This window comes from Kitasatospora sp. NPDC094019, from assembly GCF_044764505.1.
Lineage (GTDB): Bacteria > Actinomycetota > Actinomycetes > Streptomycetales > Streptomycetaceae > Kitasatospora.
Genome location: NZ_JBIWIF010000023.1, coordinates 20,157 through 45,176, shown reverse-complemented (window position 1 = coordinate 45,176; position 25,020 = coordinate 20,157). Strand labels below are relative to the sequence as shown.

22 protein-coding genes are annotated in these 25,020 nt (G+C 72.6%); 19 read left to right on the top strand and 3 right to left on the bottom strand.

The genetic code is table 11. From position 1 onward, the window contains the following. Window positions 1-12 precede the first annotated feature (12 nt). A complete protein-coding gene (locus tag ACIQ9P_RS34350) occupies window positions 13-2,070 on the bottom strand; it encodes an elongation factor G-like protein EF-G2 (protein ID WP_402365248.1) in 2,058 nt (685 codons plus the stop codon). Window positions 2,071-2,354: 284 nt separating this feature from the next. Between ACIQ9P_RS34350 and pgsA the strand changes: the two genes are divergently transcribed. From pgsA to ACIQ9P_RS34270, 16 genes are all read left to right on the top strand, one after another. Further along, window positions 2,355-3,002 (top strand): phosphatidylinositol phosphate synthase, encoded by a 648-nt coding sequence (gene pgsA / locus ACIQ9P_RS34345; protein WP_266275256.1) that lies wholly within the window; start codon window positions 2,355-2,357, stop codon window positions 3,000-3,002. A gap of 31 nt (window positions 3,003-3,033) precedes the next feature. Next, the gene (locus ACIQ9P_RS34340; RefSeq protein ID WP_402365246.1) at window positions 3,034-4,041 is read left to right on the top strand and encodes a phosphatidylinositol mannoside acyltransferase; all 1,008 of its coding nucleotides are present in this window, start codon (window positions 3,034-3,036) and stop codon (window positions 4,039-4,041) included. A 112-nt stretch (window positions 4,042-4,153) separates the two neighbouring features. Beyond that, on the top strand, window positions 4,154-5,338 hold the full coding sequence (locus tag ACIQ9P_RS34335) for a glycosyltransferase family 4 protein (protein WP_402365244.1): 1,185 nt from the start codon (window positions 4,154-4,156) through the stop codon (window positions 5,336-5,338). A 92-nt stretch (window positions 5,339-5,430) separates the two neighbouring features. Then, the gene (locus tag ACIQ9P_RS34330; RefSeq protein ID WP_402365242.1) at window positions 5,431-5,799 is read left to right on the top strand and encodes a 5-carboxymethyl-2-hydroxymuconate Delta-isomerase; all 369 of its coding nucleotides are present in this window, start codon (window positions 5,431-5,433) and stop codon (window positions 5,797-5,799) included. Between the two features lie 29 nt (window positions 5,800-5,828). After that, on the top strand, window positions 5,829-6,374 hold the full coding sequence (locus tag ACIQ9P_RS34325; protein ID WP_402365240.1) for a hypothetical protein: 546 nt from the start codon (window positions 5,829-5,831) through the stop codon (window positions 6,372-6,374). A 211-nt stretch (window positions 6,375-6,585) separates the two neighbouring features. Further along, on the top strand, window positions 6,586-7,497 hold the full coding sequence (gene pdxS, locus ACIQ9P_RS34320) for a pyridoxal 5'-phosphate synthase lyase subunit PdxS (protein WP_030300161.1): 912 nt from the start codon (window positions 6,586-6,588) through the stop codon (window positions 7,495-7,497). 88 nt (window positions 7,498-7,585) lie between these two features. Then, entirely contained in the window at window positions 7,586-8,203 is a 618-nt protein-coding gene (gene pdxT, locus ACIQ9P_RS34315) for a pyridoxal 5'-phosphate synthase glutaminase subunit PdxT (protein WP_402365237.1), read from the top strand. Window positions 8,204-8,295: 92 nt separating this feature from the next. After that, entirely contained in the window at window positions 8,296-9,054 is a 759-nt protein-coding gene (locus ACIQ9P_RS34310; RefSeq protein WP_402365235.1) for a YebC/PmpR family DNA-binding transcriptional regulator, read from the top strand. 119 nt (window positions 9,055-9,173) lie between these two features. Then, complete coding sequence (ruvC, locus tag ACIQ9P_RS34305) at window positions 9,174-9,731, top strand: crossover junction endodeoxyribonuclease RuvC (RefSeq protein ID WP_402365233.1); 558 nt, start codon at window positions 9,174-9,176, stop codon at window positions 9,729-9,731. Then, window positions 9,728-10,339 carry a Holliday junction branch migration protein RuvA gene (gene ruvA / locus ACIQ9P_RS34300; RefSeq protein ID WP_402365231.1) on the top strand — a complete coding sequence of 204 codons (612 nt, stop codon included), beginning with the start codon at window positions 9,728-9,730 and terminating at the stop codon, window positions 10,337-10,339. The genes ruvC and ruvA overlap by 4 nt, the downstream gene beginning before the upstream one ends. Window positions 10,340-10,391: 52 nt before the next feature. Beyond that, entirely contained in the window at window positions 10,392-11,483 is a 1,092-nt protein-coding gene (gene ruvB / locus ACIQ9P_RS34295) for a Holliday junction branch migration DNA helicase RuvB (RefSeq protein WP_402365229.1), read from the top strand. A 272-nt stretch (window positions 11,484-11,755) separates the two neighbouring features. Then, on the top strand, window positions 11,756-12,169 hold the full coding sequence (gene yajC, locus ACIQ9P_RS34290) for a preprotein translocase subunit YajC (RefSeq protein WP_402365227.1): 414 nt from the start codon (window positions 11,756-11,758) through the stop codon (window positions 12,167-12,169). 144 nt (window positions 12,170-12,313) lie between these two features. Then, window positions 12,314-14,152, top strand: coding sequence for a protein translocase subunit SecD (gene secD, locus ACIQ9P_RS34285; RefSeq protein WP_402365225.1), 1,839 nt, complete (start codon window positions 12,314-12,316; stop codon window positions 14,150-14,152). 4 nt (window positions 14,153-14,156) lie between these two features. Further along, window positions 14,157-15,257, top strand: a complete 1,101-nt coding sequence (gene secF, locus ACIQ9P_RS34280) for a protein translocase subunit SecF (protein WP_402365223.1) — start codon at window positions 14,157-14,159, stop codon at window positions 15,255-15,257. Between the two features lie 25 nt (window positions 15,258-15,282). Continuing rightward, window positions 15,283-15,834 (top strand): adenine phosphoribosyltransferase, encoded by a 552-nt coding sequence (locus ACIQ9P_RS34275; RefSeq protein WP_402365221.1) that lies wholly within the window; start codon window positions 15,283-15,285, stop codon window positions 15,832-15,834. A gap of 232 nt (window positions 15,835-16,066) precedes the next feature. Continuing rightward, window positions 16,067-18,499 (top strand): RelA/SpoT family protein, encoded by a 2,433-nt coding sequence (locus ACIQ9P_RS34270; RefSeq protein ID WP_402365219.1) that lies wholly within the window; start codon window positions 16,067-16,069, stop codon window positions 18,497-18,499. A 72-nt stretch (window positions 18,500-18,571) separates the two neighbouring features. On the opposite strand, the gene ACIQ9P_RS34265 is transcribed toward ACIQ9P_RS34270, so the two are convergent. After that, on the bottom strand, window positions 18,572-19,801 hold the full coding sequence (locus tag ACIQ9P_RS34265) for a DUF349 domain-containing protein (RefSeq protein ID WP_402365217.1): 1,230 nt from the start codon (window positions 19,799-19,801) through the stop codon (window positions 18,572-18,574). Between the two features lie 264 nt (window positions 19,802-20,065). Further along, window positions 20,066-20,899 (bottom strand): peptidylprolyl isomerase, encoded by an 834-nt coding sequence (locus ACIQ9P_RS34260; protein ID WP_402365215.1) that lies wholly within the window; start codon window positions 20,897-20,899, stop codon window positions 20,066-20,068. A gap of 278 nt (window positions 20,900-21,177) precedes the next feature. Between ACIQ9P_RS34260 and ACIQ9P_RS34255 the strand changes: the two genes are divergently transcribed. The 3 genes from ACIQ9P_RS34255 to aspS are packed head-to-tail and all read left to right on the top strand — an operon-like array spanning window position 21,178 to window position 24,946. Next, window positions 21,178-21,885, top strand: coding sequence for an MBL fold metallo-hydrolase (locus tag ACIQ9P_RS34255; protein WP_402365213.1), 708 nt, complete (start codon window positions 21,178-21,180; stop codon window positions 21,883-21,885). 11 nt (window positions 21,886-21,896) lie between these two features. Further along, the gene (gene hisS, locus ACIQ9P_RS34250) at window positions 21,897-23,159 is read left to right on the top strand and encodes a histidine--tRNA ligase (RefSeq protein ID WP_402365212.1); all 1,263 of its coding nucleotides are present in this window, start codon (window positions 21,897-21,899) and stop codon (window positions 23,157-23,159) included. Next, window positions 23,156-24,946 (top strand): aspartate--tRNA ligase, encoded by a 1,791-nt coding sequence (gene aspS / locus ACIQ9P_RS34245; protein WP_402365210.1) that lies wholly within the window; start codon window positions 23,156-23,158, stop codon window positions 24,944-24,946. Before hisS ends, aspS begins: the two co-directional genes overlap by 4 nt. The last annotated feature ends 74 nt before the right edge of the window (window positions 24,947-25,020 follow it).

Genomic DNA, 25,020 nt, shown 5'->3' with positions numbered 1-25,020 from the left:
CCACCGGGGCGTTCAGCCGTCCTGGTCGGTGAAGCGCGCGGCGAGGGCGGCGGGCATGGGTTCGTGGCGCAGGTGGGAACGGCTGAACTCGGCGGTGCCGTGGGTGAGTGAGCGCAGGTCGACGGGGTAGCGGGCGAGTTCGAGCTCGGGGACCTCGGCGTGCAGCAGACTGAGGCCGGGGCCGGCGGTCCCGGTGCCGAGGACGCGGCCGCGGCGGGCGGAGAGGTCGCCGAGGACGGCGCCGAGGTAGTCGTCGGGCAGCAGGACGCGGACGGCGGCGACGGGTTCGAGGAGCCGGACGACGGCGTGTTCGGCGGCGTCACGCAGGGCGAGGGCGGCGGCGTTCTGGAACGCGGAGTCGGAGGAGTCGACGGAGTGCGCCTTGCCGTCGGTGAGGGTGACCCGGACGTCGACGAGCGGGTGGCCGGTGGCGACGCCCTTGGCGAGCTGGGCGCGGACGCCCTTCTCGACGGAGGGGACGAAGTGCCTGGGGACGGCGCCGCCGACGACGTGTTCCCGGAACTCGAAGCCGGACCCGGCCGGGAGCGGTTCGACCTCCAGCTCGCAGATGGCGTACTGACCGTGGCCGCCGGACTGTTTGACGAGGCGTCCGTGGCCGACCGCGGCGGTGCCGAAGGTCTCGCGCAGGGCGACCCTGTGGGCGACGGTGTCGACGTGGACGCCGTGGCGGTTGCGGAGGCGGTCGAGGAGGGTCTCGGCGTGGGCCTCGCCGGTGCACCAGAGGACGAGCTGGTGGGTGTCGGGGTTCAGTTCGACGCGCAGGGCCGGGTCCTCGGCGGCGAGCCGGGTGAGGGCCTGCGAGAGCTTGTCGTCGTCGGCCTTGCTGTGGGCCTCGACGGCGATCGGCAGCAGCGGGTCGGGGAGGGGCCAGGTGTCGAGTTCGGCCGGGTGGCCGGGTTCCTGGACGGTGTCGCCGGAGCGGGCGGTGGTGAGTTTGGCGGCGCAGACGAGGTCGCCGGCGACGGCGTGCGGGACGGGCCGCTGGAGTTTGCCGAAGGGGCTGGTGAGGGCGGTGACGCGTTCCTCGGTGTCCTGCTCGGCGGGGTGGTGGGGGCCGGTGAGGCGGATGCGGGTGTCCGGGCGCAGGGTGCCGGCGTAGACGCGCAGCAGGCTGACCCGGCCGACGTAGGCGTCCCCGGTGACGCGGACGACCTGGGCGGCGAGGGGGGCGTCGGGGTCGCAGACGGGCCCGGGACGGGTGCGTTCGGTGGGGTCGGGGAAGGCGTCGGCGATGAGGTCGAGGAGTTCGGTGGCGCCGAGGCCGTGTTCGCTGGTGGGGACGGCGGGGTGGAGGACACAGGCGAGGACCTCGCGGCGCAGGCCGGCTTCGAGGGCGTCGGTGTCCAGGGTGTCGCCGGCCAGGTACCGCTCCATGAGGGCGTCGTCCTGGCCGGAGATGGCTTCGACGAGGCTCTCGCGGGCGGGCCCGGTGTCGGGCAGGGGCTCGCCGTGGCCGTAGGTGTGGCCGGTGAGGAGGTCGACGCTGCCGTCGGGGCGGCCGTCGTGGTGGACCGGGAGGAAGAGCGGCCGGAGGGTGTCGGGGCCGAGCTCGAAGGCGTCGTGGCAGGCGGTGAGGATCTCGTCGAGGCTGCCGCGGGCGATGTCGAGTTTGGCGACGGCGATGGCGCGGGGGATGTTCTCGGCGGCGCACTGGCGCCACAGGGCGCGGGTGGGGGCGGTCACCGGGTCGGTGGCGGAGACCACGAAGACGGCGGCGTCGGCGGTGTGCAGGGCGGCGCGCAGGTCGGCGGCGAAGTCGGGGTGGCCGGGCGGGTCGATCAGGTTGATCTTGACGCCGCGCCATTCGAGCGGGAGCACCGAGAGCTGGACGGAGCGCTGCTGCTGGTGTTCGAGGGGTTCGTGGTCGGAGACGGTGGTGCCGTCGGCGACCTTGCCGGGGCGGCCGACGGCGCCGGCGGCGAGGGCGAGGGACTCGGCGAGGGTGGTCTTGCCGGCGCCGGAGCAGCCGACGAGGGCGACGTTGCGCAGGTCGCGCGGTCCGGTGACGGCGGGGGCCTGGCCGGCCCGGGCGGTGCTGCGGTCGGGCATCGGGGTCTCCTCCCGTCGCGCCGGGGGCTGTCGGTGAAAGTCTAGGGCGAGTCCGGTGGATCAGCTCGGACGAGGCGGCGGCGCGGACCTGGGCGGTTCCCGGGGCCGGGCCGGTGGCGCGGCGGGTCGAGGGGGCGCGCGGGCGGTGGCGGGGCGGTGCGTGGGCGGGGAGTGTCGGCGGGCGTCGCTACGATGGGTGCGCCGGGCGGGCTGATCCGCCGGGTCGTCTGCCGCGCTCTCCGCCGCAGGCGGGTACCAGGGAGATCGGAGCGGTCGGGAAGGCCATGCTCAACAAATACGCGCGTGCCTTCTTCACACGTGTCCTGACCCCGTTCGCCGCTTTCCTGATCCGGCTGGGTGTGAGCCCGGACACCGTGACGCTGGTCGGTACGGCCGGTTCGGTGGCGGGCGCGCTGGTGTTCTTCCCGCGCGGGGAGTTCTTCTGGGGCACCATCACGATCACGCTGTTCATCTTCTCGGACCTGGTGGACGGGAACATGGCGCGGCAACTGGGCCGGACCAGCAAGTGGGGGGCGTTCCTCGACTCGACGCTGGACCGGGTCGCGGACGCCGCGGTCTTCGGCGGCCTGGCCATGTGGTACGCGGGCAAGGGCGACAACAACCTGCTGTGCGCGGTGGCGGTGTTCTGCCTGGCGAGCGGCCTGGTGGTGTCGTACACCAAGGCGCGGGCCGAGAGCCAGGGGCTGCCGTGCGACGTGTCGGGGCTGGTGGAGCGGGCCGAGCGGCTGGTGATCAGCCTGGTCGCGGCCGGGGTGGCGGGTCTGGCGACGTTCGGGGTGCCGTACGTCGAGTGGCTGCTGCCGGTGGCGCTGTGGCTGGTGGCGGCCGGCAGCCTGGTGACGGTGGTGCAGCGGATGGTGACGGTGCGCCGCGAGGCGTTCGAGGCGGACCGCGCGTCGGCCGGAAGCTGAAGGGGGCGGTGCCGCGGTGAAGGAACGAGTGATGGACCGGTTGGTGTACACGGCGTACGCGGCGGGCTGGGCGGTGCTCAAGCACCTGCCGGAGCCGGCGGCCCGGGCGCTGTTCGACCGGCTGGCGGACTCGGCGTGGCGGCGGCGCGGCAAGCGGGTGCTGCAGCTGGAGGCGAATCTGCTGCGGGTGCGCCCGGAGGCGGACGAGGCCCGGCTGCGGGAGCTGTCGCGGGCCGGGATGCGTTCGTACATGCGGTACTGGCAGGAGTCGTTCCGGCTGCCGGTCTGGGGCCGCGCGCGGGTGCTGCGGGACGTCCGGGTGGACGGTTTCGAGCAGTTGCGGGAGGCGCTGGAGTCCGGTCGGGGCGCCGTGATCGCGCTGCCGCACATGGGCAACTGGGACCTCGCGGGGGCCTGGGTGGCCTCGCTGGGGTATCCGTTCACCACGGTGGCGGAGCGGTTGGAGCCGGAGCGGCTGTTCGACCGGTTCGTGGCGTTCCGCGAGAGCCTGGGCATGGAGGTGCTGCCGCTGACCGGCGGCTCGGTGAACGTGGTGGGCACGCTGGCGCGCCGGCTGCGGGCGGGGAAGATGGTCTGCCTGGTGGGGGACCGCGACCTCTCCGAGGCGGGCGTCGGGGTGTCGTTCTTCGGTGAGGCGACCCGGATGCCGGCCGGTCCGGCGGCGTTGTGCCAGCGGACCGGGGCGGCGCTGATGCCGGTCACGCTCTGGTACGAGGGCCGGATCCTGCGGGGCCGGATCCACCCGGAGGTGCCGGTGCCCGCGGAGGGCGACCGGGCGGAGCGGACCAGGGTGATGACGCAGGCGATGGCCGACGTCTGGGAGGACGCGATCCGGCGCCACCCGGAGGACTGGCACATGCTGCAGCGCTTCTGGCTGGCCGACCTCCCGGTCCGTGAGACGGTGGGGGCGGAGCGGGCCCGAGCCGGGGAGCCGGACCGGGGGGCGCCGGTCAGCGGGGCTCCGGTCGCCGCCGACCAGGTGGGTGCCGACCCCGCCGCCGGGGCCGCGGGGGCCTGAGGCCGGCCCGCCGTACCCCGCCGCCCGCACCGGGCCGTACCGCCCGCACCGGCTGCGCCGCCCGCGTGCCGTCCGCATCGCCCGCACCGTCCGCAGGATTTCGAGGAGACCCGTGAAGATCGGCATCGTCTGCCCGTACGACTGGGACGTTCCCGGCGGCGTGCAGTTCCACATCCGGGACCTCGCCGAGCACCTGATCGGCCTGGGTCACTCGGTGTCGGTGCTGGCTCCGGCCGAGGACGACGAGGCGCTGCCGCCGTACGTGGTCTCGGCGGGCCGGGCGGTGGCGGTGCCGTACAACGGCTCGGTGGCGCGGCTGAGCTTCGGGATCCTGTCGGCGGCCCGGGTGCGGCGGTGGCTGCACGAGGGACGCTTCGACATCCTGCACGTGCACGAGCCGACCTCGCCGAGTCTGTCGATACTGGCCGCCTGGTCGGCCTCGGGGCCGATGGTGGGTACCTTCCACACCTCGAACCCGCGCTCGCGGGCGATGATCGCGGCCTCGCCGATCCTCCAGCCGGGCCTGGAGAAGATGCGGGCCCGGATCGCGGTGAGCGAGTACGCGCGGCGCACCCTGGTGGAGCACCTGGGCGGGGACGCGGTGGTGATCCCGAACGGCGTGGACGTGGGCTTCTTCGCGGACGCCGAGCCGGACGCCCGCTGGACCGGCGGGGCGGCCGACGGCGGACCGGGGACGATCGGCTTCATCGGGCGGATCAACGAACCGCGCAAGGGACTGCCGACGCTGCTGGCGGCGCTGCCGCGGATCGTGGCCGAGCGGCCCGGGGTGCGGCTGCTGGTCGCGGGCAAGGGCGACGAGGAGGAGGCGGTCGCCGGGCTGGCGCCCGAGGTCCGCGCGCAGGTGGAGTTCCTCGGCATGGTGAGCGACCGGGACAAGGCCCGGCTGCTGCGCAGCGTGGACCTGTACGTGGCGCCCAACACCGGCGGCGAGAGCTTCGGGATCATCCTGGTCGAGGCGATGTCGGCGGGCGCGCCGGTGCTGGCGAGCGATCTGGACGCGTTCAAGCAGGTACTGGACGGCGGGGACGCGGGCGAGCTGTTCCCGGTGGAGGACGCGGACGCGCTGGCGCGGACGGCGCTGCGGCTGCTGGGGGACCCGGGGCGGCTGGAGGAGCTGCGGAAGGCGGCGTCGCGGCATGTGCGGCGGTTCGACTGGTCGACCGTGGGCGCGGACATCCTGGCCGTCTACGAGACGGTGACGGCGGGCGCGGCGGCGGTGGTCGAGGAGGACGAGCGCAGCGGTCGGCGGGGCCGGTTCGGGCTGGCCCGGGACTGAGCCGGCGGCGGGGCGCGGATAGGGTCGGACGGTCGTACCGTTCGACCTCTCCGCTTCCGTTCCCCTTCCGACCGTGCCGCCCGGAGGCCCCGATGCCGCAGATCTCCGTCGACTACTCGCCGAGCCTGGCCGACTCCTTCGACCGCCGGGAGCTGGGGCTGGCGATCAACCGGCTCGCGGTGGAGACGATCAACGCCACGCCGGAGGGCTGCAGGACGGTGTTCCGGGCGACCGACCCGGAGGTCGTGGTCGGCTCCGGCGAGCGGGTCGAGGCGCAGGTGTTCGTGCAGTTCCAGATCTTCCCGGGGCGGACCCCGGAGGCGAAGGCGGCGCTCAGCGAGGGGGTGCTGGCGCTGCTGGCCGAGCGGGTGAAGCCGGTGCCGGGGGAGCGGCTCCAGCTCGCGGTGGACGTGCGCGACATCGACCGCGGGGCGTACCGGAACACGGCGGTCGAGGGGTGAGCCGGGGGCACCCGGTAGCGTAGCGCCCCGTGACTACGTGGATCTGGGCCGGCGTGGCCGTGGTGCTGTTCGGTATGTACCTGAGTTGGACGGCCGGGAGGCTGGACCGGCTGCACGCCCGGATCGACGCCGCCCGGGCGGCGCTGGACGCGCAGTTGGTGCGCCGGGCGTCGATGGCGATCGAGCTGGCGACGTCCTCGCTGCTGGACCCGGCGGCGTCGCTGCTGCTGCTGGACGCGGCGCACGCGGCCCGGCAGGCGGAGGACGAGCAGCGCGAGGTGGCCGAGAGCCAGCTGAGCCTGGCGCTGCGGGCGGTGTTCGCGGAGCCGGAGCAGGCCGCGGCGCTGGTGGCCGCGCCGGGCGGCGAGGAGGCGGTGCGGGACCTGACCGCGGCGGTGCGGCGGGTGCCGCTGGCGCGGCGGTTCCACAACGACGCCGTGCGGGCGGCGCGGGCGGTGCGGGAGCACCGGCTGGTGCGGTACTTCCGGCTGGCGGGCCGGGCGCCGTTCCCGATGGCGTTCGAGATGGACGACGCGCCGCCGGCGGCGCTCACGCCGGAGGGCGCGCCCGCGTAGGGCGGGTACCGGGGGCGTGCGGTGGGGGCCGTGCGGGGCGGGCCCGGCGCGGTCCGGGTGGAACGCGTCCCACCGGCCGCGGCAGCTGGTCCGGATCCGGCCTGTTTGTCGTATCCCGTCACGCACGCTGGACTTGATGGCGCATGGAGGGGCCGTTTCTTCCGCCTACCATAGGGCGATAGCACTGGTTCATCTTCGAGTGAGGTCTCACGTGTCCACCACCCCCACCACCGCAGACCAGCCGCAGATCGGTACCGCCCGGGTCAAGCGCGGCATGGCCGAGCAGCTCAAGGGCGGTGTGATCATGGACGTGGTCAACGCCGAGCAGGCGAAGATCGCCGAGGACGCCGGCGCTGTGGCCGTCATGGCCCTGGAGCGCGTGCCGGCCGACATCCGCAAGGACGGCGGCGTGGCCCGGATGTCGGACCCGAACATGATCGAGGAGATCATCGCCGCGGTCTCGATCCCGGTCATGGCGAAGTCCCGGATCGGCCACTTCGTCGAGGCCCAGGTCCTCCAGTCGCTGGGTGTCGACTACATCGACGAGTCCGAGGTGCTGACCCCGGCCGACGAGGTCAACCACTCCGACAAGTTCGCGTTCACCACGCCGTTCGTCTGTGGTGCCACCAACCTGGGCGAGGCGCTGCGCCGCATCGCCGAGGGCGCGGCCATGATCCGCTCGAAGGGCGAGGCCGGCACCGGCAACGTCGTCGAGGCGGTCCGCCACCTGCGTCAGATCAAGAACGAGATCGCCAAGCTGCGCGGCTTCGACAACAACGAGCTGTACGCCGCCGCCAAGGAGCTCCGCGCCCCGTACGAGCTGGTCAAGGAGGTCGCCGAGCTCGGCAAGCTGCCGGTCGTGCTGTTCTCCGCCGGTGGTGTGGCCACCCCGGCCGACGCCGCGCTGATGCGCCAGCTGGGTGCCGAGGGCGTCTTCGTCGGCTCGGGCATCTTCAAGTCCGGCGACCCGGCGAAGCGTGCCGCCGCCATCGTCAAGGCCACCACGTTCTTCGACGACCCGAAGATCATCGCCGATGCCTCCCGCAACCTGGGCGAGGCCATGGTCGGCATCAACTGCGACACCCTGCCGGAGACCGAGCGCTACGCCAACCGCGGCTGGTAATACGCGTCCTACGGCCCGCCGCGCGGTGTGATCATCGGCGCGGCGGGCCGCTGCGCGTCGTCCGTTCGAGAGTCAAGAGGTACGAGAAGTGTCCACTCCAGTCATCGGCGTCCTCGCCCTGCAGGGCGACGTCCGCGAGCACCTGATCGCGCTGGCCGAGGCCGACGCGCTGGCCCGTCCGGTCCGCCGGGTGGAGGAGCTGGCCGAGGTCGACGCGCTGGTGATCCCCGGCGGGGAGTCCACCACGATGTCCAAGCTGGCGCTGCTGTTCGGCGTGATGGGCCCGCTGCGCGAGCGCGTGGCGGCCGGGATGCCGGTGTACGGGACCTGCGCCGGCATGATCATGCTGGCCGACAAGATCCTGGACGGGCGCGAGGACCAGGAGACGGTCGGTGGCATCGACATGACCGTGCGCCGCAACGCCTTCGGCCGCCAGAACGAGTCCTTCGAGTCGGGCGTCGCCTTCACCGGACTGGACGAGGCGCCGGTGCACGGCGTGTTCATCCGCGCCCCGTGGGTGGAGGCGGTCGGCGCGGGTGTCCGGGTGCTGGCCGAGCTGCCGGCGGCGGACGGCCCGGACAGCCGGATCGTGGCGGTGCGCCAGGGCAACCTGCTGGCCACCTCGTTCCACCCCGAGCTCACCGGCGACCACCGGGTGCACGCCTACTTCGTGCGGATGGTCGAGGAGCACCTCGCCGCCGCGTGACGGTGCGCGAACGACCGTGTGCGGGCGAGGACCGACCGCACCGGTAAGATCTCATCTGTTCATTTCCCATTGGCGACGTAAAGGAGCTGGCGATGTCCGGCCACTCTAAGTGGGCTACCACCAAGCACAAGAAGGCCGTGATCGACGCCAAGCGCGGCAAGCTCTTCGCCAAGATGATCAAGAACATCGAGGTGGCGGCGCGCACCGGCGGTCCGGACCTGAACGGCAACCCGACGCTGTACGACGCCGTGCAGAAGGCGAAGAAGGCGTCCGTCCCGATCGACAACATCAACCGCGCCGTCAAGCGCGGTGGCGGTCTGGAGGCCGGCGGCGCCGACTACCAGACGATCATGTACGAGGGCTACGGCCCGAACGGTGTCGCCGTGCTGATCGAGTGCCTCACCGACAACCGCAACCGCGCCGCCTCCGACGTGCGCGTGGCGATGACCCGCAACGGCGGCTCGATGGCCGACCCGGGCTCGGTCTCGTACCTGTTCAACCGCCGCGGTGTCGTGATCGTCCCCAAGGCCGACGGCGTGGACGAGGAGAAGCTCCTGGAGATCGTCCTCGACCACGGCGCCGAGGAGGTCAACGACCTCGGCGAGGCGTTCGAGATCGTCTCCGAGCCGGGCGACATGGTCCCGGTGCGCACCGCGCTGGTGGACGCCGGCCTCGACTACGACTCGGCCGACGCCAACTTCGTCCCGAGCATGCAGGTCGAGCTGGACGTCGACGGCGCCCGCAAGATCTTCAAGCTGATCGACGCCCTGGAGGACAGCGACGACGTGCAGAACGTCTTCGCCAACTTCGACATCAGCGACGAGGTCGGCGCGCAGCTCGACGCCGAGTGATCGTGCCCCCCTCCCGGCCCGGCGGTCCCCAGGACCGCCGGGCCGGTGTCGTCGGTGGCGCTGTCGGTGGCGGGCGGTAGCCTTCGCAGGTCGGAGGACGTGATGACGGAGGGGGCGCGGTGGTTCGGGTGCTGGGGGTCGACCCGGGGCTGACCAGGTGCGGGATCGGCGTGGTCGAGGGCGCGCCGGGCCGGCCGCTGCGGATGGCCGGGGTCGGGGTGGTGCGCACCCCCGCCGAGGCGGAGATCGGGCCGCGGCTGCTGCTGGTCGAGCAGGGCGTCGAAGCCTGGCTGGACGAGTACCGGCCCGACCTGGTGGCGGTCGAGCGGGTCTTCGCCCAGCACAACGTCCGCACCGTGATGGGCACCGCGCAGGCCAGCGCGGTCGCGATGCTCTGCGCGACCCGGCGCGGCATACCGGTCACCCTGCACACCCCCAGCGAGGTCAAGGCCGCCGTCACCGGCTCCGGCCGGGCCGACAAGGCCCAGGTCACGGCGATGGTGCAGCGGCTGCTGCGGCTCGACGCGCCGCCGAAGCCGGCCGACGCGGCCGACGCGCTGGCGCTGGCCATCTGCCACATCTGGCGCGGCGGTGCCACCAACCGCCTGGAGGCCGCGGTCAAGGCCGCCGCCGCCCGCACCACCTCCCCGCCCGGCCCGAGAGGAACCCCCCGATGATCGCCTTCGTGCAAGGACCCGTGGCGGCGGTCTCCGCCGGCCTCGCGGTGGTGGAGGTCGGCGGCGTCGGCCTGGCCCTGCAGTGCACCCCGGCCACCCTGGCCGGCCTGCGGCTGGGCGAGCCGGTCCGGCTGGCCACCTCGCTGGTGGTCCGGGAGGACTCGCTGACCCTGTTCGGCTTCGCCGACGACGACGAGCGCGCGGTCTTCGAGATCCTCCAGGCCGCGCCCGGGGTCGGCCCGAAGCTGGCGCAGGCCGTCCTCGGCGTGCACAGCCCGGACGCGCTGCGCGCCGCCGTCGCGAGCGGGGACGAGAAGGCCCTGGTGGCGGTGCCGGGCATCGGCAAGGCCAAGGCGGCCAAGCTGCTGCTGGAGTACAAGGACAAGCTGGGCGCGCCGCACGGCGCGGTACCGGCGCAGAAGCCGGTCGCCACCGGGCCGGCGCCGTGGGGCGAGCAACTGCACTCCGCGCTGGTGGGTCTCGGCTACGCCCCCCGCGAGGCGGACGACGCGGTCGCCGCCGTCACCCCGGAGGCGGAGGCGCAGTCGGTGCCGGACGTCGGAGCGCTGCTGCGGCTCGCGCTGCGCGGCCTCAACCGCGCGCGCTGAAGCCGGCTGACGACCTGTCACCTTGTCGACACCGATGTGGGAGCCCCCTCCGATGAGCCCGTACGACCCCGAGCCCGCCGACCGGCTGGTGACCGCCGCCGCCGACGGTGAGGACCAGGCCGTCGAGGCGGCCCTGCGCCCCAAGCTGCTGGACGAGTTCATCGGCCAGGAGCGGGTGCGCGAGCAGCTGTCGCTGGTGCTCCAGGCGGCCCGCCGGCGCGGCTCCGCGCCGGACCACGTCCTGCTCAGCGGCCCGCCCGGGCTCGGCAAGACCACGCTGTCGATGATCATCGCGGCCGAGCTGGGCGCGCCGATCCGGATCACCTCCGGGCCGGCGATCCAGCACGCGGGGGACCTCGCGGCGATCCTCTCCTCGCTCGCCGAGGGCGAGGTGCTCTTCCTCGACGAGATCCACCGGATGTCCCGGCCGGCCGAGGAGATGCTCTACATGGCGATGGAGGACTTCCGGGTCGACGTGATCGTCGGCAAGGGGCCGGGCGCGACCGCCATCCCGCTGGAGCTGCCGCCGTTCACCCTGGTCGGCGCGACCACCCGGGCCGGGCTGCTGCCGCCGCCGCTGCGGGACCGGTTCGGCTTCACCGGGCACATGGAGTTCTACGCCCCGGCCGAGCTGCAGCGGGTCGTGCACCGCTCGGCCGCGCTGCTGGACGTCGAGATCGACCCGGCCGGAGCGGCCGAGATCGCCGGCCGCTCCCGGGGGACGCCGCGGATCGCCAACCGGCTGCTGCGCCGGGTCCGCGACTACGCGCAGGTACGGCACGACGGCGTGGTGACCGCCGAGATCGCCGGCCGGGCGCTGGAGGTCTACGAGGTGGACGCCCGTGGTCTGGACCGGTTGGACCGCGCGGTGCTGGGTGCCCTGCTGCGGCTCTTCGGCGGCGGCCCGGTCGGGCTGTCGACCCTGGCGGTCGCGGTCGGCGAGGAGGCCGAGACGGTCGAGGAGGTCGCCGAGCCGTTCCTGGTCCGCGAGGGTCTGCTGGCCCGGACCCCGCGCGGGCGGATCGCCACCGCCGCGGCCTGGCAGCACCTCGGTCTCGTCCCGCCGCTCCAGTCCGGCCGCGGCGCGGTGCCTCCCCAGCCCGAGCTCTTCGCCCCCGACGGGCGGCGGAGTCCCGAGGTCTGAGGCCGGGACCCGGGCGGGAGGCCGAACGGGTGAGGGCGGAGCGTGTGCGGAGGGTGTGCGCCCGCGGTGGGGGTGAGCGCGCGAGCCGGGGGAGAAGTCCCGGGAAACTGTGCAGGACGAGGCTCGCCACTTTCGGCGGCAGGATGCGATGCTTGGCGTTGTCCGATCAGTTCGGGGTCGCCTAGACTCCGCCGGACCGCCCCTCTCACCCGACGGGACGACCGATACCACACAGGCCGCCGGCCGGCGGCCCGTAAAGGACCCTGGCTGCAGTGAACCTCATCATCCTTCTCCTCCCGATCCTCGCGATCGTGCTCATGTTCCGGTCGCAGAAGAAGCGCCAGTCGCAGATGCAGCAGATGCAGACCGCGCTGGAGCCCGGGGCGGGGGTCCGCACCATCGGTGGTCTGTACGCGCGGGTGAAGGCGGTCAACGAGGAGACCGTCGAGCTGGAGATCGCGCCGGGCGTGGTCAGCCACTTCACCAAGAGCGCCATCGCGGCGGTCATGGACCCCGCGGACTACGACGCGATCATCAACGGCCGCCCGGCCGAGGACGAGCCGGTCGACGCCGAGGACGCCGAGATCGAGCCGGCCGCGGCCGAGCCGCTGTCGTTCACCAAGGACGACGCCGCCAAGGGCGACGCGAAGGCCGAGGCCGAGGGCGGCGCTCCCGCGAGCAAGTAGTACGGCCGGGCACCCGCCCGGTCGCGCGGCGTCACGCCGCGAGCCCACAGGACTCAGGGCCGCAGTTCCGCCACACCCCGTCCAGCCACGAGCCGGGCGGGGTCCGGTGGGGGGAAGTGGCATGGACAGGGAGAAACGAGCAAGGTGGCAACACCCAAGTCGCGCCCGCGCGACGGCTACCCAGGGCGGGCGCTGGCCCTCATCCTGGTCGTCACCGTCGGACTGGTCGCCCTCATGTTCGGGACGGGCAACACCAAGCCCCGCCTCGGGATCGACCTCGCCGGCGGTACCAGCATCACGCTGAGTGCGAAGTCGAGCGACCCCAAGGCGATCAACAAGTCCAGCATGGGCATCGCCACCGGGATCATCGAGCAGCGGGTCAACGGGATGGGCGTCTCCGAGGCGGAGGTGCAGACCCAGGGTGACCGCAACATCATCGTGAACATCCCCAAGGGCGGGGACAAGCAGACCGCGGCCGACCAGGTCGGCACCACCGCGAAGCTGTTCTTCCGCCCGGTCCTCGCCCTCGCCCCGAGCGGCATCCAGGCCCCGGCCCCGAGCGCGACCCCGTCCGCGGGTGCCTCCGGCACCCCCGCCGCGACCGGGACCGGCTCCGCCGCCCCGAGCGCCGCCGCCGGGACCGGCGCGCCGAGTGCGACCCCCACCAAGCAGGGCCGCCCGGCCGGTGAGGCCCTCGCGGCCGACAACACCCCGTCTCCGGTCGCCACCACCGGTGCCTCGGCCTCCACGGCTCCGAGCGCGAACGCGAGCACGGCCCCGAGCGCCGCCGCGACCGGCGCGCCGTCGGCCGCCGCCACGCCGCCGGCCAACCCGGACCTCTCCGCCGCGATGACCTCGGGCACCGTGCCGCCGGAGCTGGCCGCGCAGTTCGCCGCGCTGGACTGCAGCAAGCCGGACCAGCGGAACAAGAACTACCAGGGCGCCGACGGCGCGCCGGCCGTCGCCTGCACGCAGAAGGACGAGAAGGGTCTCTTCTACAAGCTCGCGCTCGGCCCGGTCGCGGTCCAGGGCGCGAACGTGTCCAAGGCCCAGGCGAGCATCGACACCCAGCAGGGCGGCGGCTGGCAGGTCCAGCTGCAGTTCGACGGCAAGGGCACCGACGCGTTCACCGCCGTCACCGGCCAGCTGGCCACCCAGCCGGACCCGGCCAACCAGTTCGCCATCGTGCTGGACGGCCAGGTCGTCTCCCACCCGTACGTCCGCGGCGCCATCCCCGGCGGCTCGGCCGTGATCTCCGGCAACTTCGGCCAGGAGGAGGCGCAGAGCCTCGCCAACGTGCTGAGCTTCGGCGCGCTGCCGCTGGAGTTCACCACCAGCGACGTCACCACCGTCTCCCCGCAGCTCGGCGGCGACCAGCTGAAGGCCGGTCTGATCGCCGGTCTGATCGGCATGATCCTGGTGGTCCTGTACTCGCTGGTCTACTACCGCGGTCTGGGCCTGGTCTCGATCGCCGGTCTGCTCGTCTCGGCGGCCCTGACCTACTCGATCATGAGCCTGCTCGGCGGCGGGATCGGCTTCGCGCTGAACCTGCCCGCGGTCTGCGGCGCCATCGTCGCGATCGGTATCACCGCGGACTCCTTCATCGTGTACTTCGAGCGCATCCGCGACGAGGTCCGCGAGGGCGCGCTGCTGCGCCCGGCCGTCCAGCGCGCCTGGCCGCGCGCCCGGCGCACCATCCTGGTGTCGGACTTCGTCTCCTTCCTCTGTGCCGCCGTGCTCTACGTGGTCTCGGTCGGCAAGGTGCAGGGCTTCGCGTTCACGCTGGGCCTGACCACGGCGCTCGACGTCGTGGTGATCTTCCTCTTCACCAAGCCGCTGATCACGCTGCTGGCCCGCCGGAAGTTCTTCTCCGACGGTCACCCGTGGTCCGGCCTGGACCCGAAGCGGCTGGGCGCCCGTCCGCCGCTGCGCAGCACCCGTCGTCGCAACCCTTCGTCCTCCGCCGCCGTGAAGGGGGCCTGACACCGTGTCGCGCTTCTCCAATCTGGGCCACAAGCTCTACCAGGGCGAGGTCAGCTTCGACTTCGTCGGCCGTCGCAAGCTCTGGTACAGCATCTCCGGCGTGATCGTCCTGGTCGCCGCGATCGGCCTCGCGATGGGCCTGCACCTCGGCATCGAGTTCAAGGGCGGCTCGGTCTACACCGTGACCAAGCCCGGGCTCACGGTGTCGCAGGCCCAGGACGCCGTCGACAAGATCGTGTCCTCGCACCCGCTGGTGCAGTCGACCGACAACGGCGAGATCCGGATCCAGATCTCCTCCGAGGACAAGACCACCTCCTCGGAGTTCACCGGCAAGTTCGCCAAGGCCATCGACGTCCCGGTCGAGGACATCGGCGCCCAGGTGATCGGCCCCAGCTGGGGTGAACAGATCTCCAACAAGGCGATCACCGGCCTGGTCATCTTCATGATCCTGGTGACGATCTACCTGGCGATCGCCTTCGAGTGGCGGATGGCGGTGGCCGCCCTGGTCGCCCTCATCCACGACCTCCTGATCACCATCGGCGTCTACGCCCTGGTCGGCTTCGAGGTCACCCCGGGTACCGTGATCGGCTTCCTGACCATCCTCGGTTACTCGCTCTACGACACGGTCGTCGTCTTCGACACCGTGAAGGAGAACTCCAAGGGGCTCACCAAGCAGAACAGGATCACCTACAGCGAGGCGGCCAACGCGGGCCTCAACCAGACCCTGGTCCGCTCGCTCAACACCACGGTGGTCGCCCTGCTCCCGGTGGCGGCGCTGCTGTTCATCGGTGGCGGTCTGCTCGGCGCCGGCACCCTGAACGACATCTCGCTGGCCCTGTTCATCGGTCTCGCCGCCGGTGCCTACTCCTCCATCTGCGTCGCCACCCCGCTGCTCGCGCAGCTGAAGGAGGAGCAGCCGGAGATGAAGGCCCTCGCCAAGCGGGTGGCCCAGCGCCGGGCCGCCGAGGCCAAGGCCGCCGCGGCCGCCGAGGCCGGCGACGGCGAGGAGATCGCGGACGAGGACCTGCCGGCGGGTATGGTCGGTCAGCGCGGTCGGGCGGGCGGCACCCCGCGTGCCAAGGGCCGTCCGTCCACCAAGCGCTGATCCCCGCCGACCGTAAGGACCCTTCGTGACCACCGCCGACACCGTCCTGTCCGAGCTGCTCACCAGCCGGATCCGGGACGTCCCCGACTACCCGAAGCCGGGCGTGCTGTTCAAGGACATCGCGCCGCTGCTCGCCGACGCCGACGCCTTCGCGGCGCTCACCCGGGCGCTGGCGGAGCGGGCGCGGGAGCTCGGGGCGACCAAGGTGGTCGGTCTGGAGGCCCGCGGGTTCGTCCTGGCGGCCCCGGCGGCCTTCGCGGCCGGGCTCGGCTTCGTGCCGATCCGCAAGGAGGGCAAGCTGCCCGGCGAGGTGTTCCGGCGCTCGTACGAGCTGGAGTACGGCTCGGCGACGCTGGAGGTGCAGTGCGACGCATTCGCGCCCGGTGAGCGGGTGCTGGTGGTGGACGACGTGCTCGCCACCGGCGGGACCGTCGGTGCCTCGCTGGACCTGGTCCGGGAGGCCGGGGCCGAGCTCGCCGGTGTGGTCGTGCTGATGGAGCTGGGCTTCCTCGGCGGCCGCGAGCGGCTCGCCCCGCACCTGGGCGGCGCTCCGCTGGAGACACTGGTCATGGTCTAGACGCTGTTCGTCGTCCGAGGACGCACGACCCCTACGGGCGGCGGCCGGAGTGATCCGGCCGCCGCCCGTCGTCGTGCCCCGGGTGTGTCGGGTCCGTGCGCGGGCCCGGCCGACCGGACGGCCCGGCGCGAGGCTCGGTACCATGAAGGTTCATCCCCTCCCGGTTGCGCGAGGCGCGGCCAGAGCCGCACGGCGCCCGCGGGGGGCAGGCCGAGTGCCCCGAGGAGTGTCCTTGCCCGACGAGGTTGTGCCCAAGGCCGCTGCGGCCGCCCCCGAGAACCGGCCCACGCCCTCGGGGGCCACTCCGGCACGCCCGGCGCCGGCCCCGTCCCGTCCGGCCGCGCCGGCCGGCCGGGCCTCCAGCGCCGGAGGCATGCGCGCCCGCCTCGCCCGCCTCGGCGGCCAGCGTTCCAGTGTCCTCAACCCGGTGCTGGAGCCGCTGTTCCGCTCCATCCGGGCCAACGACCCCAAGGCCGATCCGGCGTTGCTGCGGGACATCGAGAAGGCGTACGCGGTCGCCGAGAAGTGGCACCGCGGGCAGAAGCGCAAGAGCGGTGACCCCTACATCACCCACCCGCTGGCGGTCGCTACCATCCTGGCCGAGCTGGGCATGGACGCCCCGACCCTGATGGCCGGGCTGCTGCACGACACCGTCGAGGACACCGACTACGGCCTGGAGACCCTGCGCAAGGACTTCGGCGACTCGGTGGCCCTGCTGGTCGACGGTGTCACCAAGCTGGACCGGGTGAAGTTCGGCGAGGCCGCGCAGGCCGAGACGGTCCGCAAGATGGTCGTGGCGATGGCCAAGGACCCGCGGGTCCTGGTGATCAAGCTGGCCGACCGGCTGCACAACATGCGCACCATGCGGTACCTCAAGCGGGAGAAGCAGGAGAAGAAGGCCCGCGAGACGCTGGAGATCTACGCCCCGCTGGCGCACCGGCTGGGTATGAACACCATCAAGTGGGAGCTGGAGGACCTCGCCTTCGCGATCCTCTACCCCAAGATGTACGACGAGATCGTCCGGCTGGTCGCCGAGCGCGCCCCCAAGCGGGACGAGTACCTGGCGACCGTCATCGACCAGGTCCAGGGCGACCTGCGCGGCGCCCGGATCACCGCCTCCGTCACCGGCCGGCCGAAGCACTACTACTCGGTCTACCAGAAGATGATCGTCCGGGGCCGGGACTTCGCCGAGATCTACGACCTGGTGGGCATCCGGGTCCTGGTCGACACCGTCCGCGACTGCTACGCGGCGCTGGGCACCATCCACGCGCGGTGGAACCCGGTGCCGGGGCGGTTCAAGGACTACATCGCGATGCCCAAGTTCAACATGTACCAGTCGCTGCACACCACGGTGATCGGTCCCGGCGGCAAGCCGGTCGAGCTGCAGATCCGCACCTTCGACATGCACCGGCGGGCCGAGTACGGCATCGCCGCGCACTGGAAGTACAAGCAGCGGGCGGTGGCCGGCGCCTCCAAGGTGCGCACCGACACCCCGACCCAGACCCGCAAGGACGACAAGGCCGGCGCCGTCAACGAGATGGCCTGGCTGCGGCAGCTTCTGGACTGGCAGAAGGAGACCGCCGACCCGGGCGAGTTCCTGGAGTCGCTCCGGTTCGACCTGGCCAGCAACGAGGTCTTCGTCTTCACGCCCAAGGGCGACGTCATAGCGCTCCCGGCCGGCGCCACCCCGGTGGACTTCGCGTTCGCGGTGCACACCGAGGTGGGCTACCGCACCATAGGGGCCCGGGTGAACGGGCGGCTGGTGCCGCTGGAGTCGACCCTGGAGAACGGCGACACCGTCGAGGTGTTCACCTCCAAGGCGGAGAACGCCGGGCCGTCCCGGGACTGGCTGGGCTTCGTCAAGTCGCCCCGGGCCCGCAACAAGATCCGGGCCTGGTTCTCCAAGGAGCGCCGCGAGGAGGCGATCGAGCAGGGCAAGGAGGCGATCGTCCGGGCGATGCGCAAGCAGGGCCTGCCGATCCAGCGGATCCTCACCGGGGACTCGCTGGTCACCCTGGCCCACGAGATGCGCTACCCGGACATCTCCTCGCTGTACGCGGCGATCGGCGAGGGCCACGTCGCCGCGCAGAACATCGTCCAGAAGCTGGTGCAGGCGCTGGGCGGCGAGGAGGGCGCCACCGAGGACCTCGCCGAGACGGCCACGCCCACGCACGACAACCGGCGCGCGGCGCGCCGCCGGGCCAAGGGCGACCCGGGCGTGATCGTCAAGGGCGTCGAGGACGTCTGGGTGAAGCTGTCGCGCTGCTGCACCCCGGTCCCGGGCGACGGCATCGTGGGCTTCATCACCCGCGGCAACGGCGTCTCGGTGCACCGCGCCGACTGCGTCAACGTGGAGGCGCTCAGCCAGCAGCCCGAGCGCATGATCGACGTCGAGTGGGCGGCCACCCAGTCCTCGGTCTTCCTGGTGGCGATCCAGGTCGAGGCGCTGGACCGCTCCCGGCTGCTCTCCGACGTCACCCGGGTGCTGTCGGACCAGCACGTCAACATCCTGTCGGCGGCGGTGCAGACCTCCCGCGACCGGGTGGCCATGAGCCGGTTCACCTTCGAGATGGGCGACCCCAAGCACCTCGGCCACGTCCTCAAGGCCGTCCGCGGCGTCGAGGGCGTCTACGACGTCTACCGGGTCACCTCGGCCCGCAAGTAGCGGCCGCGGCCAACACGAAGGGCCCCCGGGGATCGCTCCCCGGGGGCCCTTCGCACGCGGTCGGTGGCCGGATCAGCCGCTGAACTCCTCCTGGCTGCGGTGGGCCTGCTGCAGCAGCTCCTCGACGCCGGCCAGCTCGGACTCCAGCTTCGCCGTCCGGGAGGCGTTGCCGGCCGCGCGGGCCTTGTCGAGGTCGGCGCGCAGCTTCTCGGCCTTGGCCTGGAACAGGCCGACCATGCCGGCCGCGCGGGCCTTGGCCTCCGGGTTGGAGCGCTTCCACTCGCTGTCCTCGGCCTCGCGGATCGCCCGCTCGACCGTGTTCAGCCGGCCGTCCAGCTTCGGGCGGACGTCGCGCGGGACGTGGCCGATGGCCTCCCAGCGCTCGTTGATGTCGCGCAGCGCCGCCTTGGCGGCCTTGAGGTCGGTGATCGGCAGGATGGTCTCGGCCTCGGCCGCCAGCGCCTCCTTGAGCTTCTGGTTGGCCACCTGCTCGGCGTCACGCTCGCTGAACACCGCGGAGCGCGCCTGGAAGAAGACGTCCTGGGCGCCGCGGAAGCGCGCCCAGAGCTCGTCCTCGATGTCGCGCTGGGCGCGGCCGGCGGCCTTCCAGCGCGCCATCAGGTCGCGGTAGCCGGCCGCGGTGTCGCCCCAGTCGGTGGACGAGGAGAGCGCCTCGGCCTCGGTGACCAGCTGCTCCTTGGTGAGCCGGGCCTGCTCGCGCTCGGCGTCCAGCGACGCGAAGTGCGACTTGCGGTGCTTGGAGAAGACCGAGCGGGCGTGCGAGAAGCGGTGCCACAGCTCGTCGTCGCTCTTGCGGTCCAGCCGGGGCAGGGCCTTCCAGGTGTCCACCAGGGCGCGCAGCCGGTCGCCGGCCTCCCGCCACTGGGTGGAGTCGGCGAGCTGCTCGGCCTCCGCGACCAGCGCCTCCTTGGAGGTGCGGGTCTCGTCCTGGGCCTTGGCCCGGGCGGCCTTGCGCTCCTCACGGCGGCTGTCGATCTCGCCGGTGAGCGTCTCCAGGCGCTTGGCCAGCGCGGCCAGGTCACCCACCGCGTGGGCCTCGGTGACCTGCTCGCGCAGGTGCTCCAGCGCGGCCTGGGCGTCCTTGGCGGCCAGGTCGGTGGTGCGCACCCGCTTCTCCAGCAGGCCGATCTCCACCTCGATGCCCTGGTACTTGCGCTCGAAGTAGGCGAGCGCCTCCTCGGGCGAGCCGGCCTGCCAGGAGCCGACGACGCGTTCGCCGTCCGCGGTCCTGACGTAGACCGTGCCCTGCTCGTCGACACGGCCCCACGGGTCGCTGCTCATAGCGCGTCCTCCACATGACGTCGCGCCCGCCGCGGGGCGGCAGGCGTCCGTCGTCCACAGTTGATGTGCGGCGGACCGATGAGTCCGCCGTCCCCGTCCGCCGTGTCCTGCTTGCCGAGGGTGACGGCCGGCGGGTCTGGGCACCCTATACAACGCCAACATAGGCGACCAGGCCCGGTGCTGTCCGCATCCGGGCCGGGCGATTTCGGGCCAGGACCGGCCCGGCGGGCCGCGGGGGCGCCGCCGGGCCGGTCCCGGAGCGGATCAACCCTTGGCGGCGGTCACCGAGTTGAGGGTGACGTCGGCCATCGGGTGGCCGTCCGTACCGCCCTCCAGGGTGCCCGCGGCGGCGATCTTCTGGAGCACGTCCAGACCGCCGGTGATCTTGCCGAAGGGGGTGTAGTTCGGCGGCAGCTGGGTGTCCTTGTAGACCAGGAAGAACTGGCTGCCGTTGGTGCCGGGGCCGGAGTTGGCCATCGCCACGGTGCCCGCCGGGTAGGTCGCGCCGGTGAGGTTCTCGTCGGCGTACTTGTAGCCCGGGCCGCCGGTGCCGCCGGGGGCGGTGGCGCTGGCCGTCGGGTCGCCGCACTGCAGCACGAAGATGCCGTCGGTGGTGAGGCGGTGGCACTTGGTGTGGTCGAAGTACTGCTCGCCGGCCAGGAAGGCGAACGAGTTCACCGTGTGCGGGGCCTTGGCGGCGTCCAGCGCCAGCGTCACCTTCCCGCAGTTGCTGTCCAGGGTCGCCGTGTAGGTGGCCTTGGTGTCCACGGTCATGGCCGGTTCGGCCTGCCACTGCTTGCCGTTCGGGCTGCCCGGGGCGGCGTCGACGCAGCCGTCGACCGCCTTGCGGGTCGGGACCGACGGCTCGGTCGGGGTGGGCGCGGCCTGGGCGGCCGGGTCGCTCTTCTTCTTGTCGTCCGAGTCGAAGGCGCCGGTCGCGAACAGGGTGCCGCCGCCGGCCAGCACGACCACCGCCAAGGCCGCGCCGAGGACGCTGTTGCGCCGCTTGCGCGCCGCCGCCGCGGCGGCCCTGCGCTCCGCCTGGCGTTCGTACTTGTCCCGGGCGAGCTGCCGCCGCCGCTGTTCGCTGCTGACCACCGGCTCTGTCTCCTACGGATGTGCTGGTCACTGATGTGGGGGCTTCGTGTGTGCGACGCCGATGCGGATCATCGCACCCATCGGCGGCCAAGTGTAGGGACCGCGACCGTAAGAACGGGGTGAACCTGTCAGGTCGAAGTGAACCTGACACCCGGATCTGGTTCGCAACCGGACCCGGACCGCCGGTAGGCTGCCCCTGCAATCACCGCTTGCAGCAGCAGCCGGAGCCACCGCGGCGGCCGAGACCGAGAGCCCGAGACCGAGACCGAAGGACGCGCGTGTTCATCGCCGGATTCCCCGCTGGAGCCTGGGGCACCAACTGCTACCTGGTCGCGCCGGGACCGGGCGAGGAGTGCGTCATCGTCGATCCGGGCCACCAGGCCGCCGCCGGCGTCGAGGAACTCGTCCGCGAGCACCGGCTGAAGCCGGTCGCCGTGCTGCTCACCCACGGCCACATCGACCATGTCGCCTCCGTGGTCCCGGTCTGCGGCGCCAAGGGCGTCCCGGCCTGGATCCACCCCGAGGACCGCTACATGATGAGCGACCCCGAGCGGGCGCTCGGCCGCTCCCTGGGCACCCAGCTGATGGGCGAGCTCACCGTCGGCGAGCCGGACGACGTCCGCGAGCTGACCGACGGCAGCGTGCTGGAACTCGCGGGCCTCTCGCTCACCGTCGACCACGCCCCCGGCCATACCGGGGGGTCGGTGACGTTCCGGACGCCCGGTGCCGAGGACCTCCCCCCGGTGCTCTTCTCGGGCGACCTGCTCTTCGCCGGCTCCATAGGGCGGACGGACCTCCCGGGCGGGGACGGCGCGGCGATCATGCGCTCGCTGGCCCGGGTGTGCCTGCCCCTCGACGACGCCACCGTGGTCCTCTCCGGCCACGGCGGACAGACCACCATCGGCCGCGAGCGCGCCACCAACCCCTACCTCCGACAGGCAGCGGGGGCGGACGGCGCCCCGGTCTTCCCGCGACGAGGAATGTGACGGAAGAGAAGTTGAGCACCTTCACCGCCCCCAAGGGCACCTACGACCTGCTGCCGCCCAGCTCCGCGACCTTCCTGGCGATCCGCGAGGCCATCGCCGCCCCCGCCCGCCGGGCCGGCTACGGGTACATCGAGACCCCGGTCTTCGAGGACGTCAAGCTGTTCTCCCGGGGTGTCGGCGAGTCCACCGACATCGTCTCCAAGGAGATGTACACCCTCACCACCAAGGGCGGCGACGAGCTCGCGCTGCGCCCCGAGGGCACCGCCTCGGTGCTGCGCGCCGCGCTCCAGGCCAATCTGCACAAGCAGGGCAACCTGCCGGTCAAGCTCTGGTACTCCGGTTCGTACTACCGCTACGAGCGCGCCCAGAAGGGCCGCTACCGCCAGTTCTCGCAGGTCGGCGCCGAGGCGATCGGCGCCGAGGACCCGGCGCTCGACGCCGAGCTGATCATCCTCGCCGACGACGCCTTCCGCGCGCTCGGCCTGAGCGACTACTCGCTGCTGCTCAACAGCCTCGGCGACAAGCAGTGCCGCCCGGTCTACCGCGCCGCCCTGATCGACTTCCTGGCCGGCCTGGACCTCGACGAGGACACCCGCCGCCGCGCGGAGATCAACCCGCTGCGCGTCCTCGACGACAAGCGCGAGTCCGTGCAGGCCCAGCTCGTCGGCGCCCCGATGCTGCGCGACTACCTCTGCGAGGAGTGCAAGGCGTACGACGAGAAGGTCCGCGAGCTGCTCACCGCCAACGGCGTGGCCTTCACCGACGACCCCAAGCTGGTCCGCGGGCTGGACTACTACACCCGCACCACCTTCGAGTTCGTGCACAACGGCCTCGGCGCCCAGTCCGCGATCGGCGGCGGCGGCCGCTACGACGGCCTGTCCGAGATGATCGGCGGCCCGGCGCTGCCCTCGGTCGGCTGGGCGCTCGGCGTGGACCGCACCTTCCTGGCCCTGGAGGCCGAGGGCGTCGCCCTCGACCTGCCGGCCGCCACCGCCGTCTACGCCGTCGCGCTCGGCGAGGAGGCCAAGAACGTCCTGTTCGCCAAGGTGGTCGAGCTGCGCCGGGCCGGCGTCGCCACCGACCTCGCCTTCGGCGTCAAGAGCATCAAGAACGCCATGAAGTCCGCCGACCGTTCCGGCGCCCGCTTCGCCCTCGTCGCCGGCGACCGGGACCTCGCGGAGGGCGTGGTCCAGCTCAAGGACCTCACCACCGGCGAGCAGAACCCCGTCGCCCTCGACGCACTCGTCACCACCCTGAAGGAGAAGCAGCTGTGATCCGCACGCACGACGCGGGCACGCTCCGCCCGGAGCACGCAGGCACCACCGTCACCCTGGCCGGCTGGGTCGCCCGCCGCCGCGACCACGGCGGCGTCGCCTTCATCGATCTGCGCGACGCCTCCGGCACCGTGCAGATCGTCGTCCGCGACCTCGACTCGGTCCACGGCCTGCGCGCCGAGTACTGCGTCAAGGTGGTCGGCGACGTCCGGGTCCGCCCCGAGGGCAACGAGAACCCCGACATCCCGACCGGCGCCGTCGAGGTCGTGGTCAGCGCGATCGAGGTCCTCTCCGAGGCCGCGCCGCTGCCGTTCCCGGTCGCCGAGTACGAGCCCGGCACGGTCAACGAGGAGGTCCGCCTCCGCTACCGCTACCTCGACCTGCGCCGCGAGGGCCCGGCCAAGGGCCTGCGCCTGCGCTCCAAGGTCAACAACATCATCCGCCGGGTGATGGAGGACAACGACTACCTCGACATCGAGACGCCGTACCTCACCCGCTCCACCCCCGAGGGCGCCCGCGACTTCCTGGTCCCGGTCCGCCTCCAGCCGGGCCACTGGTACGCCCTGCCGCAGTCGCCCCAGCTGTTCAAGCAGCTGCTGATGGTGGCCGGCATGGAGCGCTACTACCAGATCGCCCGCTGCTTCCGCGACGAGGACTTCCGCGCCGACCGCCAGCCGGAGTTCACCCAGCTGGACATCGAGGCGTCCTTCGTCGACCAGGAGGACATCCTGGCCCTCGGCGAGAAGATCATCGGCTCGATCTGGCGCGAGGTCCACGGTTACGAGGTCCCGAACCCGCTGCCGCGGATGACCTACGCCGACGCCATGGGCCGCTACGGCTCGGACAAGCCCGACGTCCGCTTCGGTCAGGAACTCACCGACCTCACCGAGTACTTCAAGGGCACCGAGTTCCGGGTCTTCCAGGCCCCGTACGTCGGCGCCGTGGTCATGCCCGGCGGCGCCTCGCAGCCGCGCAAGCAGCTCGACGCCTGGCAGGACTGGGCCAAGGCGCGCGGCGCCAGGGGCCTCGCCTACGTGCTCATCGACGCCGAGACCGGCGAACTGCGCGGCCCGGTCGCCAAGAACCTCTCCGCGGAGCACCTGGCCGGCCTCGCCGCCGCCGCCGGTGCCAAGAACGGCGACGCGGTCTTCTTCGCGGCCGGCAAGGAGCGCCCCTCGCAGGAGCTGCTCGGCGCCGCCCGACTGGAGATCGGCCGCCGCTGTCAGCTCATCGACGAGTCCCAGTGGGCCTTCCTCTGGGTCGTCGACTTCCCGATGTTCGAGCCGATCGAGGACGACAAGGGCGCCTTCCAGGGCTGGCACGCGGTGCACCACCCCTTCACCGCCCCCACCGCCGAGTCGCTGGCGACCTTCGACACCGACCCGGGCAACGCCCTGTCCAACGCCTACGACCTCGTGCTCAACGGCTCGGAGCTGGGCGGCGGTTCGATCCGTATCCACCAGCGGGACGTGCAGAAGCGGGCGTTCGACGCGATCGGCCTGTCCGAGGAGGAGGCCGCCTCGCAGTTCGGCTTCCTGCTGGACGCCTTCAACTACGGCCCGCCGCCGCACGGCGGCGTCGCCTTCGGCCTGGACCGGATCGTCACCCTGCTCGGCGGGTACGACACCATCCGTGACGTCATCGCCTTCCCGAAGACGTCCACCGGCGGCGACCCGCTGACCGGTGCCCCCACCGCGATCACCCCGGCGCAGCGCCGCGAGGCCGGCGTGGACGCCCAGCCGAAGGTCCGCGAGGACGCCAAGTCGGAGGCGCAGCCGAAGGGCTGACATTCCGTCGGCCGGCATCGGCTAACCTTTCACGGCCCCGGACAGCAACCGCGCTGTCCGGGGCCGGTCCACAA

Coding starts and splice junctions, on each gene's coding strand:
- ACIQ9P_RS34330 (WP_402365242.1), top strand. CDS start 5,431: ATGCCGCAGATCTCCGTCGACTACTCGCCGAGCCTGGCCGACTCCTTC.
- ACIQ9P_RS34265 (WP_402365217.1), bottom strand. CDS start 19,801: ATGAGCAGCGACCCGTGGGGCCGTGTCGACGAGCAGGGCACGGTCTAC.
- ruvB (WP_402365229.1), top strand. CDS start 10,392: ATGAGCCCGTACGACCCCGAGCCCGCCGACCGGCTGGTGACCGCCGCC.
- ruvA (WP_402365231.1), top strand. CDS start 9,728: ATGATCGCCTTCGTGCAAGGACCCGTGGCGGCGGTCTCCGCCGGCCTC.
- ACIQ9P_RS34340 (WP_402365246.1), top strand. CDS start 3,034: ATGGACCGGTTGGTGTACACGGCGTACGCGGCGGGCTGGGCGGTGCTC.
- pgsA (WP_266275256.1), top strand. CDS start 2,355: ATGCTCAACAAATACGCGCGTGCCTTCTTCACACGTGTCCTGACCCCG.
- ACIQ9P_RS34350 (WP_402365248.1), bottom strand. CDS start 2,070: ATGCCCGACCGCAGCACCGCCCGGGCCGGCCAGGCCCCCGCCGTCACC.
- ACIQ9P_RS34310 (WP_402365235.1), top strand. CDS start 8,296: ATGTCCGGCCACTCTAAGTGGGCTACCACCAAGCACAAGAAGGCCGTG.